The 19,495-nt window shown below is 42.5% G+C and carries 11 protein-coding genes; 7 read left to right on the top strand and 4 right to left on the bottom strand.

Features of this window, described 5'->3' with window-relative positions:
• The first annotated feature begins 188 nt into the window (after positions 1-188).
• Positions 189-1,415 carry a precorrin-6y C5,15-methyltransferase (decarboxylating) subunit CbiE gene (gene cbiE / locus V7K85_RS05875; protein ID WP_334811725.1) on the top strand — a complete coding sequence of 409 codons (1,227 nt, stop codon included), beginning with the start codon at positions 189-191 and terminating at the stop codon, positions 1,413-1,415.
• A 377-nt stretch (positions 1,416-1,792) separates the two neighbouring features.
• Positions 1,793-2,344 (top strand): pentapeptide repeat-containing protein, encoded by a 552-nt coding sequence (locus V7K85_RS05880; protein ID WP_334811727.1) that lies wholly within the window; start codon positions 1,793-1,795, stop codon positions 2,342-2,344.
• 175 nt (positions 2,345-2,519) lie between these two features.
• Here V7K85_RS05880 and V7K85_RS05885 read toward each other — a convergent pair whose 3' ends face one another.
• The 3 genes from V7K85_RS05885 to V7K85_RS05895 form a co-directional block, all read right to left on the bottom strand.
• Positions 2,520-2,921 carry a hypothetical protein gene (locus V7K85_RS05885; RefSeq protein WP_334811729.1) on the bottom strand — a complete coding sequence of 134 codons (402 nt, stop codon included), beginning with the start codon at positions 2,919-2,921 and terminating at the stop codon, positions 2,520-2,522.
• Positions 2,918-3,457: a hypothetical protein gene (locus V7K85_RS05890; RefSeq protein ID WP_334811731.1), complete on the bottom strand. Its 540-nt coding sequence runs from the start codon at positions 3,455-3,457 to the stop codon at positions 2,918-2,920. The genes V7K85_RS05885 and V7K85_RS05890 overlap by 4 nt, the downstream gene beginning before the upstream one ends.
• A 101-nt stretch (positions 3,458-3,558) precedes the next feature.
• The gene (locus V7K85_RS05895) at positions 3,559-9,411 is read right to left on the bottom strand and encodes an alpha-2-macroglobulin family protein (RefSeq protein ID WP_334811733.1); all 5,853 of its coding nucleotides are present in this window, start codon (positions 9,409-9,411) and stop codon (positions 3,559-3,561) included.
• Positions 9,412-9,758: 347 nt separating this feature from the next.
• Between V7K85_RS05895 and V7K85_RS05900 the strand changes: the two genes are divergently transcribed.
• Both V7K85_RS05900 and V7K85_RS05905 read left to right on the top strand, forming a co-directional pair.
• Positions 9,759-12,224, top strand: a complete 2,466-nt coding sequence (locus V7K85_RS05900) for a penicillin-binding protein 1C (protein ID WP_334811734.1) — start codon at positions 9,759-9,761, stop codon at positions 12,222-12,224.
• A 1,303-nt stretch (positions 12,225-13,527) separates the two neighbouring features.
• Positions 13,528-14,895 (top strand): PQQ-dependent sugar dehydrogenase, encoded by a 1,368-nt coding sequence (locus V7K85_RS05905; protein WP_334811736.1) that lies wholly within the window; start codon positions 13,528-13,530, stop codon positions 14,893-14,895.
• A gap of 591 nt (positions 14,896-15,486) precedes the next feature.
• Here V7K85_RS05905 and V7K85_RS05910 read toward each other — a convergent pair.
• Positions 15,487-16,416, bottom strand: coding sequence for an NmrA family NAD(P)-binding protein (locus V7K85_RS05910; RefSeq protein ID WP_334811738.1), 930 nt, complete (start codon positions 16,414-16,416; stop codon positions 15,487-15,489).
• 122 nt (positions 16,417-16,538) lie between these two features.
• On the opposite strand from V7K85_RS05910, the gene V7K85_RS05915 reads away from it, so the two are divergent.
• The 3 genes from V7K85_RS05915 (at position 16,539) to V7K85_RS05925 (ending at position 19,311) form a co-directional block, all read left to right on the top strand.
• On the top strand, positions 16,539-16,661 hold the full coding sequence (locus V7K85_RS05915; protein ID WP_334811740.1) for a hypothetical protein: 123 nt from the start codon (positions 16,539-16,541) through the stop codon (positions 16,659-16,661).
• A gap of 87 nt (positions 16,662-16,748) precedes the next feature.
• A complete protein-coding gene (locus tag V7K85_RS05920; RefSeq protein WP_334811742.1) occupies positions 16,749-17,813 on the top strand; it encodes a nitrilase-related carbon-nitrogen hydrolase in 1,065 nt (354 codons plus the stop codon).
• 76 nt (positions 17,814-17,889) lie between these two features.
• Positions 17,890-19,311, top strand: coding sequence for an aldehyde dehydrogenase family protein (locus tag V7K85_RS05925; protein WP_334811744.1), 1,422 nt, complete (start codon positions 17,890-17,892; stop codon positions 19,309-19,311).
• Positions 19,312-19,495 lie beyond the last annotated feature (184 nt).

The following is a 19,495-nucleotide window of genomic DNA, read 5'->3' on the forward strand; positions in this document are numbered from 1 at the left end:
ATCCTAAGCTGTTCCACATCTAGTTTGCATATCTAAATTTAATCAAAGTTTTGTAGGGTGGGCAACATGAGCGCCCTAATTATGCAAGTTAAAAGTAGAACAGCTTACCAAAATTGACGGAATAATTCAGAATTAGAATTAGCGTCAAGTCTTAATTATGAAGTAATAATTATTAATCATGAATTAGCATGACAGAGAAATGGCTTTCTATCGTCGGCATTGGGGAAGATGGTTTACAGGGGTTAAGCGCGATCGCTCGTTCCCTAGTCGATCAAGCTAAAGTAATTGTGGGAGGCGATCGCCATTTAGCAATGCTCCCTACAGATGACCAACGTGAGAAACTAGTCTGGACATCTCCCATTAGTGCTTCAATTGACGAAATCATCCAGCGTCGGGGTCAGTCAATCTGCGTACTGGCAAGCGGCGATCCTATGTGTTACGGCATTGGTGTTACCTTGATGCGGCGAATTCCTGTCTCAGAAATGACGATTATTCCCGCACCTTCAGCCTTCAGCCTCGCCTGTGCCAGGGTTGGATGGTCTTTAACTGAGGTAGAAACCTTGAGTTTGAATGGTCGTCCATCCTCCATACTCCAGTCTTACATCTATCCGAAAGCTAGGCTTTTGATTTTGAGTGAAGGGAAGGACACACCCGCCATTGTTGCCGGAATTTTGACAAATCGCGGCTATGGTGGCAGCAAAATCACCGTATTGGAGCGTATGGGCGGCACTCATGAAAGAATTGTGAAAGGTACGGCTGCATCCTGGAGTGAAACTGAAGTTGCTGCTTTGAATGTGATCGCAGTTTATTGTATTGCTGATGCTGGGGTTATTCCTTTACCAAGATTACCAGGACTACCAGATAACGCCTACCACCACGATGGACAGTTAACTAAACGTGAAGTTAGGGCAATCACCTTAGCAGCTTTGGCTCCCACACCGGGAGAATTATTGTGGGATGTGGGCGCGGGTTGCGGCTCAATTTCTATCGAATGGATACGAAGCCATGCTCGGTGTCGGGCGATCGCGATCGAACAAAATTCTTCTAGACTACTATATATTGCTGATAATGCTGCCACTCTCGGTACTCCAAATCTGCAAATCATTGAAGGTAAAGCGCCCCATGCCCTGAAAGATTTGCCAGCACCAGATGCCATTTTTATTGGTGGTGGCGTGACAGCAACGGGACTTTTTGATGTTTGTTGGGAAGCACTGCGATCGGGTGGGCGTTTGGTGGCAAATGTGGTGACGGTAGAGGGTGAGCAAACTTTATTTCAATGGCATGAACGAGTCGGTGGCGATTTAACTCGTATTGCGATTCAACGGGCTGAACCTATTGGGAAATTTTTGGGCTGGCGAGCAATGGCGGGTGTGACGCAATGGGTAGTTGTAAAGTCTGAAAAATTGAAGAAGTAGTACAGACTATAGCGCTTCTGAGTTGAGTTCAATACAAACCTAACCCCCAACCCCTTCCCTACAAGGGAACGGGAGTAAACCTCAAAGCCTCTCTCCTAAAAGGAGAGAGGAATGGAAGTGAGATCAGAGTCTATTGCATACAAACGAGCGATCGCGCTATATAAGGTGGTGATTTGAAGAGTAAGATTGAGTCGCAATTGCCACTCACTGGGGAAGGCAAACTGAAGTTGTGTTAAGTATAGGACTTACGCACTGAAAACCTGAAACCTCGATCCCCCCTAACCCCCCTTAAAAAAGGGGGGATCTGAAAAGCCCCCTTTTTAAGGGGGTTGGGGGATCTCTTCTGCGTAAGTCCTAAAGTAATTAGAGGTTAAACTATGGTTTGGAAAATAACTCCCGAAGAATTGTTGGAGCGTTACGCTGACGGGGAACGTAACTTTGCTGGAATTGAATTGGTTTATTCTGGCTGGCCTTCCTCCAGTTCCAAGTATAGTAGTCCAGGGATTGATCTTGACGGTGTGGTTTTGCGAGATATCAACTTGCGAGGAGCTTACTTCCCTTATGTCTACCTGACTGGAGTCGATCTGACTGGAGCCGATTTGGGAGGAATTTTCATGCGTGGTTGTAATTTGGTTAAAGGGATAATTCGTGATGCCAATTTGCGTGCTGCTAACTTGGAGCAAAGTGGCTTCTTCGATGCTGATTTGCGGGGAACTAACTTGGATTACATGAACGCCTGTGGTGCTGGATTTCGTGGAGTTCAAATCGGTTCTTTCGAGCGTGCTATTGTCGCTTATACTGACTTTGAAGGTGCCCACATCAGTAGCGGTCTTATCTGTCGAGGCATGAATTTGATTTGGCACACCACTATGCCCGATGGAAATGTTGTCCGTGGCCCCCAGTGGGGGAATGATCGTGATGCCAGATGAGGATAATTCTTCATCAGTTGCAGTCATTAGAGAAGCCGATAGGGTATCAAGTTGTGATCCTGTTTAAGACTCAATATTTATATCTTGCAAGAATTCACAAGAAAAAAGCGATCGCTTTTTTTGTTGATGTTGTAGTATTGCATAGGCGTAGCCCGCCGTAGGCATCAACTGTCTTTCAAATACCTTGTTTATCTACTATTAGATTCCTCAATTTTTCCTCATCAAAAGTAAGCCCGTGACGTTCTAAATATGGGCGTAAATTTATTTTAATGAATAAATCTTTCAATTCTTGGGCAATTTCTTGGGGTGGATTTCCTGATAATGCAATCGCAATTAAACGTTCTGCTGCTTGCAATTCACCACATTCAATTGCAAGAGTTGCAGCGCTACGATGTAACACTGAACGAGTTGGTTCAGCATCAAGTTCATTGGCAATCAGTGCAGCAGCTTGAGATTCTTTGTCAAACGCTTGTCGAGAAACTTGATTGGCTTGCTTTAAGTCTCCTCTGAGTTTAGCAGTAAAGGCTGCTTCGGCCAAATCCATTGCCTGTTTATGCAACTCCTGAATCTGATTCATTTTTCCACAATAAAAGATAGGGGTCTGCTAAATTCAACAATAATAATGTAGGCAGGAAATGTGCCATCTGAAGGATTAGTTTGCTCGATTTTTTGTTTAACTCTAGCTCTAACCCTGCTATCATCTGCTTTACGTATACCTGAAACTTCCAACCGGACTTTATTTTGAAACGGAAGTTCACCTGCTTCATCTTCGCTACCTAACCAATAATCAAATCCAGTGCCTTTACGCGATCGCTCAATCACGGTAAACTCAGTTAATTGTCTGATGAGCATAAAGGCAATACCATAGGCTGCTTGTTCTGTGGTGAACTCTTCATGATTCCAGCAGCGCAGGATTTGCTGTGTAACAGGTTGCCAATATAGCCTGAAGGTAGTGTTAAAGTCTCCATTAACTGTGAGTACTACACCCTGCAAATGACCTTGATTTTCTAAACACACTGCACAAGCTTCTGCTAAAGTTGCTCCCAAAGATGGAGTTATAGCAAGTAGCCCTTCTCCTAATTTAGTTAGTATTAACTCTTGGGATTTATCCAAGCTAAACAGAGTGAATCTTACCGTGATTAGCTTGATTGTACTTGATTACAGTAAAAGTCGTGCGACGCCGAATAGCCCAACCTAAGCATTGCTCATATTTACTACTTCCCATCCTCAAGTATCAATGTAGACTCAGCAGTACGCCCAAATTCTTCTGGTGCATATTGCAAGTAAACTTGGGCACCAGGCCAAGAAAATGTACCAGGAGTAACAGAACGGACTAAGTAATGCAGACTATACACTCCTGGTTCCAGGTGGTCGGCGTAGGCGATAATGCGATCGCGATACACATTCTTAAAGCCAAGTTCCCAGCTATCGGCTTTTGCTTGTAATGCAGCTGTGGTAGTTTGAAAACTCGCATCCACCGCCTCAAAACCTGATGGTAGCGGATCTTTAATCACCACATGATCCACAGGATGATCGGCGATGATTTCTAAACCAATATCAAACACCTGTCCAGAGGCTAAAGTCAAGGGTTTATCGAAAGCGTAAAGACCTGTTTTTTGCAAAACTTTCTCTTCATTTACTTGACTAATTTCTCGCGTTATGCGTAAACCGTTAAACCTACCTGGTTGATTTCCTTGTAAGCGATAATTATAAGCAACCAGATAGTGTAAAGTCCCATTGCCTGACTTTTGCAGTATTAAATCATTACGACCACGAGGTAATTGATTCATCGGCATATTCATTTGTAAGCTAGGATTTTTGTAGCCATCAAAGCGATTTTCTCCTAACTTCTTACTAGCTAATTGCACTGTGGCAACAAAATTAGGCGGCGTGGGTTGCAGTTGACTATAATCTACCAAAGCTGTTAATGCTTGGGCATTATTATAGTTAGTTTGCCATGTGCCATTCCGTCGCAATGCGAGAAGACTTTGGAATAACTTATCTATAACTTCGGGTTTACTCTGCTTGGCAATAAATAAGCGTAAAGCTTGCGCTTGCGTCGTGGTAGATGAACTCATCCATCCCCAACTAGGTGGTAAACTTACAACTGCTGTGCGACCAGTTTCATATATATTCTGTTGTAGCTTGCTTACCAGTTGTTGAGATTCGTCTTGCCATTCTGGGAATTGAGATAAGTATCGCGCTAGTTTAATTTGAGTTACTACATCAAAATTATTGCGCTGTTCATAAATATCTGCGAGAAAAGTATTGCGTTTATCTCCCAATTCTGCTAGGGCGATTAAAGCATTAAGTTGCAGTTGTCTTTTACAGAGTAGTTGTTTGCAAAACTCGTATTCTCCGGGATTCGCCAGAAGTTTTGGCAAATAAGCTTTCAGTCCAGACACCATTGCAGAATCGATTAAATTAGGGAATACCTGACTGGCTTTAGCTAAAGATTCACCCGCATAAGAAGAAACCCAAGGGTCGGATTTTTCTTGTCTGGGAAAAGCTGCAAAACCACCATCTGCCAGGTGAAGTTTTTTTAATTTTTCAATTGATTGATTTGCTTGTTGGGTGGGATTAAATTCTGCAAATGTCTGACCATATTTTTGTGTAAGATTTTGCAGATTAGCCGCAATCATTAACTGACTCGCGGCCGGTTCTGTAAATGGCAAATCATTATCTTCTAAAACCTGCTTTGCTGGTGCTTGAATCTCCGGTATCAAAGTACTCGCCAACTGAATATCTAAACCTCCCGCATCAGGGAAGGTATTTTTATCAACATTCAGGGGAATCTTCACCTTATCCCCCCCTTTGGTAAGGGGAGTTGGGGGGATTACACCAGTTTCAACGACTTGTTCTGTAATTTCAATTGGCTTAATTTCCAAAGGTACTTCAAAAGCATCTGCGGCTGTACCATTTAGCTGAGTGGTAAAGCGAACTTTACCAACTCCCACACTATCCGCCACCATTGGAAAGCGATAAGCATGAGTTGCAGATTCAGCTTTGGTTTGCAAAGCAGTAGCTGTGGGGTTTTTCTCGGCAAATTTAACTGTACCGCTAAGTTCGCCATTAATTGAGAGATTTCCTGTATTCCCAGTGTTGTTAGTCACGGATAAACCAGCAAGGATGCGATCGCCTGGACGGGCAAATTGTGGCAAGATGGCATTAGTTAGCAGTGGCTTGGTGGTGATAAACGTCGCGTCCCCATTCCCGAAACGCAGATTTCCATCGGTGGCGACAGCCATCACCCGCCATGTAGTTAAGTCATCCGGCAATTTAAAGGTTATCTGTGCATTACCATTTGCATCGGTGAGGACAGAACCGTTGTAGTAAGCTAAGGCTTTAAAATCGGTGCGGGTACGAGTATTGGCTGCACCAGTTGAGAAACCACCGCCATAACCCCAACCTTTGGGTTTAGCTACATCTTGTGGTTGTAATATTACATCCGGTCGATTATCGCTAAAGCGGGTAGATATTGGCTGTTCTGCATAAACTGTATTCACCAAATCTGGCGGACGATAACCAGAAAGTTGTAGCACTGCCTCATTTACCACCATGACTGTAAACTGTCCTTTGGTGGGGTTTCCTTGATTGTCCTTCAGTTCTAGCTGTACCGTTTCCTCTGCACCAGGTTCTAATGATGCTTGCACTGGCTTAACTTGCAGTTTTAAATACTTATCTTCTAATTTAACTTTAAAAGGTGTAAAACCAATCTTCACCAAGTTATCTAAACTCCCTGCTTCCACTTGGTTTATCGGTTTACCTTGCCTTACTAATACAGCTTCGATGGCTGCATTGGGCAGCATTTCTGGTGTGACTTGAAACTGGATTTTTGGTGTCCCTCCCTGAACTTTGGTAATCTGCTGATAAAGGGGTTTGTCTTTAATCACAGCAAAGTATAATTCTGCGTCTGGATAGGGAGATTGAATTAGTGCAGTAGCAGTTTCGCCCGGTTTAAACTCTTTTTTATCTAATTTAACTTCTAAGACATCTTGTTCTCTAGAACCCCAAAATACAGGATTTCCTCCAGTTGCCCAAATTTGTAAATCTGTGGCACTTAATTCGCTTTTGGCATCGCTAAAATTAACTCTAATCCGATATGAAGCAGATTCCGGCGCTGTTAAATTTACCGATTGCGGATTGCTAGCAGATGTAATTTCTGCTTGTCCTACTGTTTTATATTCAACTTGATTTTTTGGTGTTCGGCTACCTTCCACCAACTGCGTGACGCTGCTATATTTAATCTGTTGTAATTCCAGGCGCACCCGTTGACCTGTTATTGGTTTTCCTGTAGGGTCAGTAACAATCACTTCAATTGGAAAAGCTTTACCAGCATCAGCGATAAAATTGCTTTTTAACCCGATGAGGCGATTACTTGGTAGGGCTATAAAAGTTTTGGAATTGGCTACAGACAGATTAGAAACATCTGCAACTTGCACATCGACTCGGTAAGTCATTGGATATGGTAAATCCTTAGCCACTGTTACCGTTTGCCTAGTTGTCCCGTTAGCATCTAGTTGGGCATTAGTCTGCAATACATCACTAGATATAGTAGGAGTTTCCTCCGGCCACAACCATTGCCTTCCAAAAGTAAATTCCTCCCAACCTTTAGGAATAAAATTAGCCTGCTGGCGAGTAATAAAGTATTTTGCTTCTCCACCTTCTACAGGCGCACCAAATAAATAACTACTTTTAGCATTAATATCAACTTTCTCGTCAATGAGAGCAAATTCTTTATCTAAGTTTAGTTCGACTTTAAAGTTGGGTGGTTTAAACTCAGCTACCCGAAATTCGCCAGAAATTTCTTGCCCGTTCTTACCCTTAGCCTGGATTGTATGGTAGCCTAAGCGCTGAGTAGTCTTGATTGGCAGTTCCAGAGAAAATGTGCCAAATTCATTTGTAGTTTGCGTACCTAAATTGGTCTTTTGTCCATCAGGATTTACCAAAGTTAATTGGTAAACAGCATTTTTATCTTGCTGGATTGTACCATTTTGGAAATAGTCAGAAAAACCAGTTAACCAAGCTTTTTCGCCTGGTTGATACAACTGTCTGTCTGAGAAAATTACTCCGCGTGATTCGGGTTTACCATCTTGCCAACCTGCATCAATACCATATCCATAAACGCCGCTATATTCTTCTGTTCTAGTAAATGCCCAATCTTGATTTTCACGGGCTATTACTAATAATTGTGGTGATTTACTAGAGGTTTCATTCCCAGAATAACATTGCTGTAATCCTTCACGAACAATTCTAAAAGTTCCATTTTCATCAGTTTTACCCGTTGCACAAGGTACAGGTTCTGGGCGAGATTTTGCCTGTAATTTTGATTGATAAATTTCAATAGCGCTATTTTTAACTGGTGAACCATCTGTAAGATGATTGACGCGAATTAAGCCTGATTCAGCAAACCACTGAGTAAATACGCCCAAATTCGTCAATTCAACCAAGCCATAAGTTGTAGGTTCACGCCACAGTTCCTTACCATTCTCCTGATATTTATTAGTGCGGGCTTGCACTCCATAAGCTAACATTCCCGTAGTAGAACTTATTTTTTCCCGGAGAGGAACAGCAATATCAACTGATTGATTTTTCTTAGCCGATACCTTAAAGCTTTGCCAATCAGAAGGTTTTGGTAATAAATCATTACTATTATTAAAATAAACCAAATCTGTCGGTTTAACTGCTCGATAAGCTGCTTTGTACTTAGATTCTGGCAAATTTCCCGTACTAATATTTAACTGTAAATCTTTACCTGTGGGGAAAATATTCAAATCTGATGGTACCCAGATATCCCCAGCTAAATCTCCAGTATCATATTTAACTGTGACAGGTTTACCCAAAGTTTGCCCAAACTTATCTTTGAGATTAGCACCGATAGTAATTATATAAGTCTTGGCAGGTTCTAGCGCATAAGGATTGATGCCGACAATTTTATCTTCATCATTTATTTGTAGAATTCTCGAAATGGCTTTTGGGGCTGGATTAATAGTGATATTTTCTTTAGCTGAATCTGCTAATAAGACATTATTAAATTCTAGCTGCGGACTGCCTTTAAGAAATCTTCCAAAAGTTCCACCTGCATCTGGCTGTCCATAAAAGTTAATTTTCTGAAATGCTAAAGGTGAATAAGTTGCTAACTTACTGGCAAATTCTTTCTCTGCAGGTAAATTGCCATAAGCAGGACGTATTCCTGGCGCAAATACTAGCCGATAACGAGTTGCTTTTTCGAGATTTTGCTGGGGGATGAGATTATAAATCCAATTGCGTACTGAAGGGTCAAATTTTTCTAAAGGTTCTTCATCTTCTAATGGTTTTTCTTCTTTGTTTAATTCGACTTTAAAACCTGTACCTTTATTTTTACCTTCAGGAATTAACTGTAAATGTTCTTGCACAGAAGCTAAATCCAATTCTACATTGGAAGTAAACTGTAACTTCTGTTGTAAATCAATTGGTTCAACATCAGCCTTCTCAATGGGATTAACACCCGGTAAATTAGTCAAGTTGATAGATTCGGTATTGAAAGTCCAAGGTAAATCTTTGTCTAGGCGATGATTTTTTAAATCGGCTAAACCTGCTTTGAGAGTGACTTGAAATCTTGTCGCTATTGGTAATGCTTTATCAGCTTCAAATCCTACCATACGCGGTGTCAAAAAGCGAAATTGACCGGGTAAAGGCGGCAAAAGTGCAAATTTTTGTAATAATTTCTGCTGTTCAGGACTGTCAAGACTTTCAACTGGTATTAAAGCTTCTTTAAAGCGGATGCGGATTTGGTTAAGAGATTTTGCATCCCCAATGGGACTAATTTGTTCAATCCAGTCTGGTAATTTCGGCGGCGTGAGTGGAGAAACTGTTGGGAGTTGTTCTTTACTTGAGTTGATCCCAAAGAAATTACACCCTGCGATCGCTAGTATAAATGTAAAGATAAAAAGAAACTGTATTGTTCGCTTACGGCTTGAAGAATATCCAATTTTTTTTAGCGTAGACGCTTTGGCTTGCCGCAGGCTACCGCCAAAAACGCGATAGATTATTTCATGGTAGAAACGCAGTAAAACTCTGATCATCATCTTTCTCGTAATTCAAAATAAAAAATTCCTAAATAATAGCAAAGAAAAATTTGCATTCCCTCATCAGTGGGCAACACCAAGATTAATAAAGGACGCAAGATAACTAGTTATTTGTACTCAAATTGTGGATTTAACGTATGTTTATTTACATAGATAACTAATCCAGTATAATTCTTGCAAAAATGACTCAATTCTTAACTATAAAGAAGTATTTAAATTTCGCAAAGATTAATTGACATCTGCTAAGTGATGAACAATGAATTATTAAGAATTTGATATATTTACTGATGTAGATGTAATCGCTGCGTCAAAATTAAAATAAGTTTTCTTAGACAGGGGATTCCCTGATGAAACTAATTTCACGATCGCTAACTAAAATTAAGCACAAACTGCGTCAAACTAGTAAAGTTATCCTGGCTGTGCTGTTAATCAGCCTATTTATACGCCTACTGCCTTATTTCGCGCCCATTCGTAGCGCAGATATTACCCAAAATCAGTTGGCAATGCAATTTAGCGATCGCAATGGTTTACCATTAGGAACATTGCTCACTCGTGACCAAGAACATACATCAGTAGTATCACTAAATCAGGTTTCGCCCCAGTTTATCCATGCCATTTTAGCCGCCGAAGATGGTAGCTTTTACCATCACGGGGCGTTGGACATGAAAGCTGTTGTCCGCGCCAGCAAAGAAGCCATCCACGCCAAAGGAATTGTTTCCGGCGCTTCCACTATTACTATGCAGTTGGCGCGGATGTTAGATCCCGTCCCCCGTAACTTCTCTGGTAAACTGAGTGAGGTTTGGCTATCTTGGCGGTTAACAGCAGGGATGAATAAAGATGAAATTCTTTCTGCATATATCAATCGCCTGCCAATGGGAGGCAATATATATGGTGTGGAAGCAGCTGCGCGGACTTATTTTTCCATCCCAGCTAGTGAATTAAATCTTGCTCAAGCTAGTTTGTTGGCTGCTATTCCCAATAATCCCACATACTTTAATCCTTATGAGCATTGGGAACGGCTGAAGCAGCGACAAAAATACGTCCTCAATCGTATGGTACGTGATGAGTATATCAGTGGGGCGATGGCTGCGCCAACGTCTCCAACGAACGCAGAGCGAACACACACCGAAAAAGTTGTCTTTCAATCTCGCCAACGGGGGATTATCGCCGCACCACACTTTTTATTTTGGTTAGCCAATCACATCCTCCCTAGCCCCCCTTACAAAACGGGGAATCAAGCCCCCCTTTTTAAGGGGAGCCAGTGCGTTGGGCGGCGAGCCACTCTTGTTGCAACTGGCGGGGGTTGGGGGGATGAATCTGTTATTCGCACGACTATAAATCGTCCTTTACAGCAGTTTGTCGAAGCACAGGTGCAGCAGGTAATTTCTTCCCTAGCCGCGAACAATGTCCATGATGCAGCTGCGTTGGTAATTGACAACCACACTGGTGAAGTTTTGGCTTATGTCGGTTCGCCTGACTACTTTAATGAAGCCAAATTGGGACGTAATGATGGAGTGCAAGCGCTACGTCAACCAGGATCTACTCTCAAGCCTTTTGTGTATGAATTAGCTTTAGAAAAAGGTTTAATTCGCCCAAATACTATTTTGGCAGATGTACCTGCCCATTACGCCATTCCCGGCGCGAAACTTTACAGCCCCACAGATTACACCGAACGCTTTCTTGGCCCAGTGCGGGTGCGAATCGCTTTAGCAAATTCTCTAAATGTCCCCGCAGTGCGGGTGTTAGAAAAAGTAGGTGTGGAAACTTTTTTAGAACGACTGCATCAAGTAGGATTTGAACACCTCAATCAAACCCCAGAACACTATGGTTTGGGTTTGACTTTAGGTAGTGGCGAAGTCAGTCTCTGGGAATTAGCCCGTGCCTACCTAACCATAGCACGACAAGGAGATGCTACCCCTTTAGTAAGCACATTTTCCAATTCCCCAATCCAAAATCCAAGTTGCGCTGAAAGCCCACCTTTGGTGCAACCTAAAATCCAAAATTCGACGACGATATGGCAATTAATCACCAATATACTCAGTGACAGCCATGCTCGTGCAACAGCATTTGGTGTAGACTCTGTATTAAATTTACCCTTTCCCAGTGCTGTTAAAACTGGCACTTCTTCCAATTTTCGTGATACTTGGACGGTTGGCTTCACTTCGGATTACACCGTCGCTACTTGGGTAGGTAATTTCAACGGCGAACCGATGCGACAAGTTTCAGGCGTTACAGGGGCTGCACCTTTGTGGAATCGGATTATGTTACACCTACACGAACATCAAGAACCAGCAGGTTTTCCATCTCCAGAAGGTTTAGTGCAACTACCTGTTTGTGCAATTTCTGGATTACGACCAACACCAGATTGTACCTCAGTGGTACAGGAATATTTCTATCCTGAAGATAAAAGTAACTACGAAGGTGAAAATCAATTCAATTTGCCACCAGAATATGATGAGTGGTTGGCAAAACAACAGCAATCAAATTTTACTTCTACCAATTTGAGAATTTTATCTCCGCATCATGGCGATTTATTCTTATTATATCCAGGTGAAGAAACAAAGCAAAAACTCGAATTTAAGCTAGTGGGAAATAAATCTCTGCCTGTAGAGTGGTGGCTGAATGGTGAAAAGCTAGATACACAGTTAGTTAATTCTTTATTTTGGGAGATGCGTCCTGGTAATTGGACTTTGGAAGCGAGAAGCGGGGAAATAAGCGACAAAGTAAGTTTTCAGGTGGAGTTAGCTAGTCTTAAACCCACGCGTCGGGGATTTTCTATTAGTAATTCTCAGGTAAAGAGGAATCGCCCATAATTAAATAGTAAGTGGGCGTGAATAAATAAAGTTATACACTCAATACCTTTAGCTAAAAACAAGGACGAAGATAGATAACTGATGTCAGTAAGCTAACAATAACTTGTATTTGAGTATCGCCACTTTTTGCTAAAACATCATATGAAATTTTAGCTAACGTAAATTTACTAACGTAAATTTACCCAAAACAATTTTTTCAATAAAATTTAAATACTAGTGAATATACGAGTTACGTTTCACTTTTATCTCAATAGGATGTAACCAAACATACGAATCAGAGTTCAATAATGATCAGCATCCTGAGACTAAAACCTTTGTCCAGCAAAGCTTTTATCTTAAAGGATTTTCATTAATCAAACCTGAGTTCTATATATGCTAGTTAAATCTAGCAAGAGCAATATTAATCAATCAAACCTGCAATTCAAAGATATTCGGTCACAATTAGACTTGTCAGGAAATTTTTAACCCAGTTTTTGTAATGGTTTTAGACAACAATTATTATGTCTTTAAACAAGATAGCAATGAATTTTTAATATACTTGCTAATAGTTTATAGGCGAATAATAACGTTGTTAGATTTTGATTTTCTGCCCCATAGCAGAGATTTTTTAATCCATACTAGCCTTATGGAGGATAATTTTATTCAACAAAGACAGCATTTTATTTACTTGGTTTATGCCAATTTAGTTTTCGGACGAGTCTATTAACTGTAATCAACTTTAGTCATCCATTTTAACTAAAATTATTGGCAAATAGACTCAAGTTTTTACCAACCCCATAATCTCACAACTAGCAGAATTTTCAAAAAGCTCTCTCTGAATTTACCCAAATCAATGAAAAAACCTTGAATAATTTTTCTATTGAAAAATAAAAAGTTTTTGGAAGTCTGACTAGTAGTCTATCAAGTTTGAATTGATGGGTAAGAAAGTTGGTAGTAAGTAAGTTGGTACGATAAAAAAGAGGTATATTTAGTTTTGTGAGAACTGGGTAATGACCTGTTTTTTAAGTATTCGTTAACTTGATATTTCGTTAATAGGTCGATTTCTTAACGCCGACTTAAGGACTTTAGTGCTTAGGAAAATAAAGACTAAAGTCTTACTCAAAACCTCAAAACTAGCTTGACAAAGCACTAGTGTAAGTAGTAAATAAAATACTTGTTTTACTTACGCATAATTGCAATTAGTCCTAGATCGAAACCATCCTATTTGCAGGTCAAAGCGTTTCTGGCGGCTACAACTAAGGCTCTAAACACAGTTTTAAGTGTAGTTAGGTATTTTACTGCTCACATCAAAAGGAAGTTGAAAATGTCAATTCTTACTCTACAGCCAAGACAGTGGCTCGGACAGATAGTATCTGCGCGGCTAGTTAGTTTGCTGGCCCTGCTTACTACTGTGATGAACTTCGAGGTTCTTTCGACTCCAGCGTTGGCCATCCCACCAGGTACGTCTGTTGAAACCAAGCTTAACGTGCCTAATACAATGAGCTATTCGCCCTTCAATATTAGCCGTTACTTGAGAGTGCCGCCCAACTTCTCCATCTCCGTTTATGCTCGCATTCCGAAAGCCCGCTTTATGGCAGTTGCTCCCAATGGCGATCTTTTAGTATCGCAGCCCGATACCGGTAAAGTGCTAATTGTCAGGTCAAATGGCAACAAAGACCCAATTATTTCTAACTTCGTGACAGATCTACGCAAACCGCATGACATTGTGTTTCACACGATTAACAGCACCACATATGTCTATATCTCTGAGAGTAATCAAATTAACCGCTTCATCTACAAATCTGGAGACATAACCGCGCAGAATCGCCAAGTTGTCGTAGGCGGCTTACCAGACAGCAGCACCTCGGAACTGAGAGGTGCTTACGGTCACGAACTGAAAAATATCGCACTCGATGCCAACCACAAACTATACGTGTCGATCGCCTCGACATGCAACGCCTGCGTAGCAGATACTGTCAGTAACCCACGGCGCGGTGCGATTTACCAGTACAACGCTGATGGAAGCAATCCGCGGCTTTTTGCCCAAGGTTTACGCAATGCAGAAGGACTGGCATTCTTCCCTGGCACAAATGACCTCTGGGTAGCCGTTAATAATCGAGACAATATTGCCTATCCCTTCAACGATGCCAGTGGCAACTACGGTAAGGTTATCCCGTCCTACATAGACAACCACCCACCAGATGAGTTCACACGAGTCCGAGACGGCGGCAACTACGGTTGGCCATTCTGTAACCCCAATCCTGACACCCCAAATCACTTATACTATATGCCCTTAGACCGCGACTATGAGTTCAATGCTGATGGACATGTTGATTGCAATCTGATGGATAAGACTATCAGAGGTATCCAAGCGCATTCGGCTCCGTTGGGACTAACCTTCTTACAAAATACGAACTTTCCCAGCCTGTATTCAAATGGGGTAGTTGTGGGGCTGCACGGTTCATGGAATCGCCAGCAGCCAACCGGCTATAAAGTAGCTTACTTTGCCTGGGACAGTAGCCAAAATCTCCCAGGATACCAGATAGATTTAGTCAGCGGTTGGGCAGTTGCAGGAACCCAACAATTTTGGGGGCGACCGGTGGATATGGTAGTAGATCAGCAAGGTAATTTGTTAATCTCGGATGACTATAGCGGCAGCATCTATAAGCTCTCCTACACGCCGTCACGGTGACTAGTCATGGGATGTGGAAAAGGGGGAATGTTCGCTAATGATGTTTGTGAATCACTCCCAAGATGAAAATGATTTCCAGATTTCAGGTATTGTATTTTAAAAGTGTCAGTGACATCTGACTTTTTCACATCCTATGAAAAGTCAAATTTGCACATACTGAGGAATTTTTGGCAATAGACCTCTTGCAAAAATCCCTAACACCTCACCCCCAACCCCTCCCCGCTTGCAGGAAGGGGTTGGGGGTTCTTATTTTTGATTTATGCAAGAAGTCGATGATTCATTACGAATAATGTGGCCTATTTCAATCGCCTGTTAGGTTGTGCTACACAGGCACACCTACTTTTGAGACTCTCGAACTAACATCGCACAGTTGCACATGAAACACTCGATCGCTGGTTAACTTGGGTAGATATAGCTGAACCTGTGCCAGTAGATGCACGGGATGCTTTGGCTACTCGTGATTTGTCGCTGCGCCGACTCGATCAGCAAAAATAACGCTACCATCTCAATTAACCAGATAAGAGGCTTAACAAGTTGCTCTGAGCAACTGGTTAAAGGTAGGCAAACTTTTGCCACAGTCTACTAATCCGATCACAGACTCTCGTAGGTGAGTTCCGCATTTGCCCAGTTGGTTTCTGCCAGAAATTCTCTAAATGTGGTCAGAAGTCCAGGAAACTCCTCTTCTCGTAAACGCTGGACATCGGCTTGATAACCTTGTTTGCGATACCACTGAATCAAATCGAACAGTTCCTTTTGCAGCAGGAGTAAGAAAATCCAGGCGGGTGTCTCTTTATGGATAACTTTTATCCCCTGCGCTTGGGAGAATGCCTCTGCCATCTGCTGTGGAGTCAACACATCGCCAGCTAACTCAATTTCTTGACCGATGTACTTGGTGGGATGTTTAATTACGTAAGCAGCAACGCGGCCCATGTCCTTCGTTGTAATTAGATGAAGGGGCAAGTCTTGCTGAATGGAAAATGGGAAACTACCTTTGAGGATGGAAGGTCGCGTGTACTTCTTCCAAAACTCTTCCATAAACAAGCAAGCTCGCAACATAGTGGTCGGTAAGCCAGCTTCTTTGAGAATTTGCTCCACTTGGTACTTTTGCTGAATGCGGGGGATTCCTGAATTCCTATCCGCCCCACCTGCGGAATTGTAGACAAAGTGTTTGATGTCAGCTTGTTTGGCAACTTGTGCAACTCGCCTTGCCCTCTCCACCTCTAGCGGGTCAATTTTAGGAGAGTCCGCAGAAGTGGCGTGGCAGTAAACAGCCGAAATTCCTGTAAAGGCTGCTATGAGGGAGGTTTCATCGTCGAGATTGGCTTTTACCAGTTCAACTTTGGCATCGTTGAGTTTTGCAAGAGTTGGACGATTAAGGTCAATTTCTCTAGTGATGACTCGCAGGTTGGTAACTCCCTGTTCGAGAAATCCCTTAACGACATTTCCACCTGTGCCGCCAGTCACTCCAATGAGTAAGACTTTATCGATGTTTGACTCCGTGCGATCGGGTAAATTTGACATTCTCTCTTCTAAGAGGAGTTCTTCATTTAAATTAAGTTTATACAAAGACAGAAGAAGCAAACAATAATTAAGTAGCAACCTGCTTTAAACAATACAAATGTATTTGAGCAGTTGAAAAGTTGATGGATTGCTGGTTGAAGTGGGTAGATGAAGCTGAATCCGTACCAGATGATCAGCGTGCTGCTTTGCCTAACCGTGATTTAATTGTGTGTCGGGCGATCGCAGAACGCGGTCTAGACAACTAAATCGCTGTGCGGCTATTTGGAGATCATTTGACAGATAAACTTGTATGATGCCAAAGGCATCGCATTCTATGAATTGGTGAGAGAATTTTGGACAATAACACCGATAATCTTAACTCGTTCCGGGCCTTGGCCCTCCAAATTACCTGTCATGCAGTCAACCAAACAAGCGATGCCGAAGGCGGGCTAGGCCTACGCCACCAAGCGCGATCGCTCATGCAAAACTCCATCAACCGCCTAGCTCAACAAATTGCTGCCAGTATCGCTTTCATTGGCTTTGATTGTCGTTTAATTGTCCTGCCAGAATATTTCCTGACTGGTTTCCCGATGGGAGATTCTCTCTCAGGATGGGCAGAAAAAGCCTGTATAGAAATGGCTGGTGCTGAGTATGAAGCACTTGGTAAAATTGCTCAAAAGCATAAAATCTTTTTGGCTGGCAATGCCTACGAAGTTGACCCCAACTTTCCCGGATTGTACTTCCAAACCTGCTTTATTCTTGACCCCTCTGGCTCAATTGTCTTGCGGTATCGGCGGCTAAATTCCTTGTTTGCTCCCACCCCCCATGATGTTTGGGATAAGTATCTCGATTGCTATGGTTTGGAAGGAGTTTTCCCCGTTGCCAAAACTGCGATCGGTAATTTGGCAGCTTTGGCATCAGAAGAAATTTTGTATCCAGAAGTGGCGCGGTGTCTGGCGATGCGAGGAGCGGAGATTTTTGTGCATTCCACCTCGGAAGTATACAACAAAAACCTCACGCCCAAAGACGCGGCAAAAATCACTCGCGCCGTCGAAAATCTTGCATACGTAGTTTCAGCCAATACCGCAGGCATTGCTAATATTGCTATCCCCATTGCTTCGGCTGATGGTGGCTCTAAAATCATCGACCATCGCGGAATCGTTTTAGCAGAAACAGGTGCAGGCGAGAGCATGGCAGCTTTCGCAGAGATTGACCTAGCAGCATTACGCCGCGATCGCCGCCGACCAGGGTTAAATAATTTACTTGCGCGCCAACGGTTTGAGCTATATGCCGAAAGTTACCGACAGTCACACTTTTACCCAGCTAATACTATGCTGGAAGGAGAAGTAGACCGCAAACACTTCTTGCAAACGCAGCAAGCCACTATTGAGCGCTTAGTCAAACTGGGGATAATTTGAATCGGCTAATGGGGCGTTGGGCATAGGGAAATAAAAAATAAATAACTCTTGACTAATGACTAATGACTAATGACTAATGACTAAACCAATAGAAGTCCGCAATCCCCGAACTGGTAAATTTGACTACGTAATTATCCCGCCGCCTCCAAGGCTGCTGGCACAGCAATGCAACCGCAGCCGCAGGGCGCAAGTTCGCTGGCAGCAGTTGGGTTTAGAAGGGAGAATAGAAGCCTTACAGCAGTGGAAAAAAGCCATATTATCCGAGCGCGATCGCTTAACAGAGGCTTTGCTAAATGATACGGGAAGATTGTCAACCTCGGTATTGGAAATAGATTCCTTCCTCTCTAGCATTGATCGCTGGTGTAAATTAGCGCCGGAATTGCTGCAAGAATCTGCAAAAAATACAGCCATTCCATTTATCGCCTTGCAACAAACATCCGTTCCTTATCCTCTAGTTGGGATAATTAGTCCGTGGAATTTTCCGCTGTTGCTGTCTACCATTGATACCATTCCGGCATTGTTGGCGGGTTGTGCTGTCATTGTCAAACCCAGTGAAATTGCTCCCCGCTTCGTAGCATCACTGACAACAGCACTCAACGCCGTTCCCAAATTGCGCGATGTATTAACTTTTGTTGAAGGAGCAGGCGAAACCGGTTCTATTTTGATTGAAAATGTAGATTTGGTATGTTTTACAGGCAGTGTAGCGACAGGGCGAAAAGTAGCAGAAGCTGCTGCTAAACGGTTTATTCCAGCTTTTTTGGAATTAGGGGGAAAAGATCCTGCGATCGTTTTAGAATCAGCCAATTTAGAATTAGCAACCTCAGCAATATTGTGGGGTTCCGCCGTCAACAGCGGACAGTCATGCCTCTCAATTGAGCGAATTTATGTTGCTGAATCGATATTTGAAAAGTTTTACCATCAACTAGTAACCAAAGCACATCGCCTTGGGCTAGCCTATCCGACAGTCGAAAGTGGAGAAATTGGCCCCATCATCGCCGAAAAACAAGCAGCCATTATTAGTGACCATCTCCTAGATGCAGTTGAAAAGGGAGCAGTAATTCACTGTGGTGGTGTAATTGAAGACTTAGGTGGAGGTTGGTGGTGTCGTCCGACAGTGCTTACCCAGGTTAATCATTCCATGAAAGTCATGACCGAAGAGACTTTCGGCCCGATTATGCCAGTAATGCCTTTTTCCACAGTAGAGGAAGCAGTATCTTTAGCGAATGACTCAATTTATGGATTGAGTGCCGCTGTGTTTGCCGAATCAGAAGCAGAAGCCTTAAAAGTTGCCCACCAGATAGATGCAGGTGCCATCAGTATCAACGATGCTGCACTCACCGCCCTCATGCATGAGGGAGAGAAAAACGCCTTTAAATTCTCTGGTTTGGGAGGGTCACGCATGGGTGCGGCAGCGTTGAAACGGTTCATGCGAAAAAAAGCTATTTTGATCAAAACTAACACTACTAATGACCCTTGGTGGTTTGATAGTGAAGCTTGACACTCTCAGTTAATAAATTAAAATGTAGGGTGCGTTATCTCTGAGAGTACGGCATCGTCAACAGATCAAGGTGCGTTAGCCTACGGCATAACACACCCTACTAGAAATTTATGTGGGTTCATATACATTGAATTTTTCTCGCCGACTTACTTAATGCATCGACTCACAATGGCATTGTATCGAC

Source organism: Nostoc sp. (genome assembly GCF_036917615.1).
Classification (GTDB): Bacteria; Cyanobacteriota; Cyanobacteriia; order Cyanobacteriales; family Nostocaceae; genus Nostoc.

Coding starts and splice junctions, on each gene's coding strand:
- cbiE (WP_334811725.1), top strand. CDS start 189: ATGACAGAGAAATGGCTTTCTATCGTCGGCATTGGGGAAGATGGTTTA.
- V7K85_RS05880 (WP_334811727.1), top strand. CDS start 1,793: ATGGTTTGGAAAATAACTCCCGAAGAATTGTTGGAGCGTTACGCTGAC.
- V7K85_RS05885 (WP_334811729.1), bottom strand. CDS start 2,921: ATGAATCAGATTCAGGAGTTGCATAAACAGGCAATGGATTTGGCCGAA.
- V7K85_RS05895 (WP_334811733.1), bottom strand. CDS start 9,411: ATGATGATCAGAGTTTTACTGCGTTTCTACCATGAAATAATCTATCGC.
- V7K85_RS05900 (WP_334811734.1), top strand. CDS start 9,759: ATGAAACTAATTTCACGATCGCTAACTAAAATTAAGCACAAACTGCGT.
- V7K85_RS05905 (WP_334811736.1), top strand. CDS start 13,528: ATGTCAATTCTTACTCTACAGCCAAGACAGTGGCTCGGACAGATAGTA.
- V7K85_RS05910 (WP_334811738.1), bottom strand. CDS start 16,416: ATGTCAAATTTACCCGATCGCACGGAGTCAAACATCGATAAAGTCTTA.
- V7K85_RS05915 (WP_334811740.1), top strand. CDS start 16,539: ATGGATTGCTGGTTGAAGTGGGTAGATGAAGCTGAATCCGTACCAGAT.
- V7K85_RS05925 (WP_334811744.1), top strand. CDS start 17,890: ATGACTAAACCAATAGAAGTCCGCAATCCCCGAACTGGTAAATTTGAC.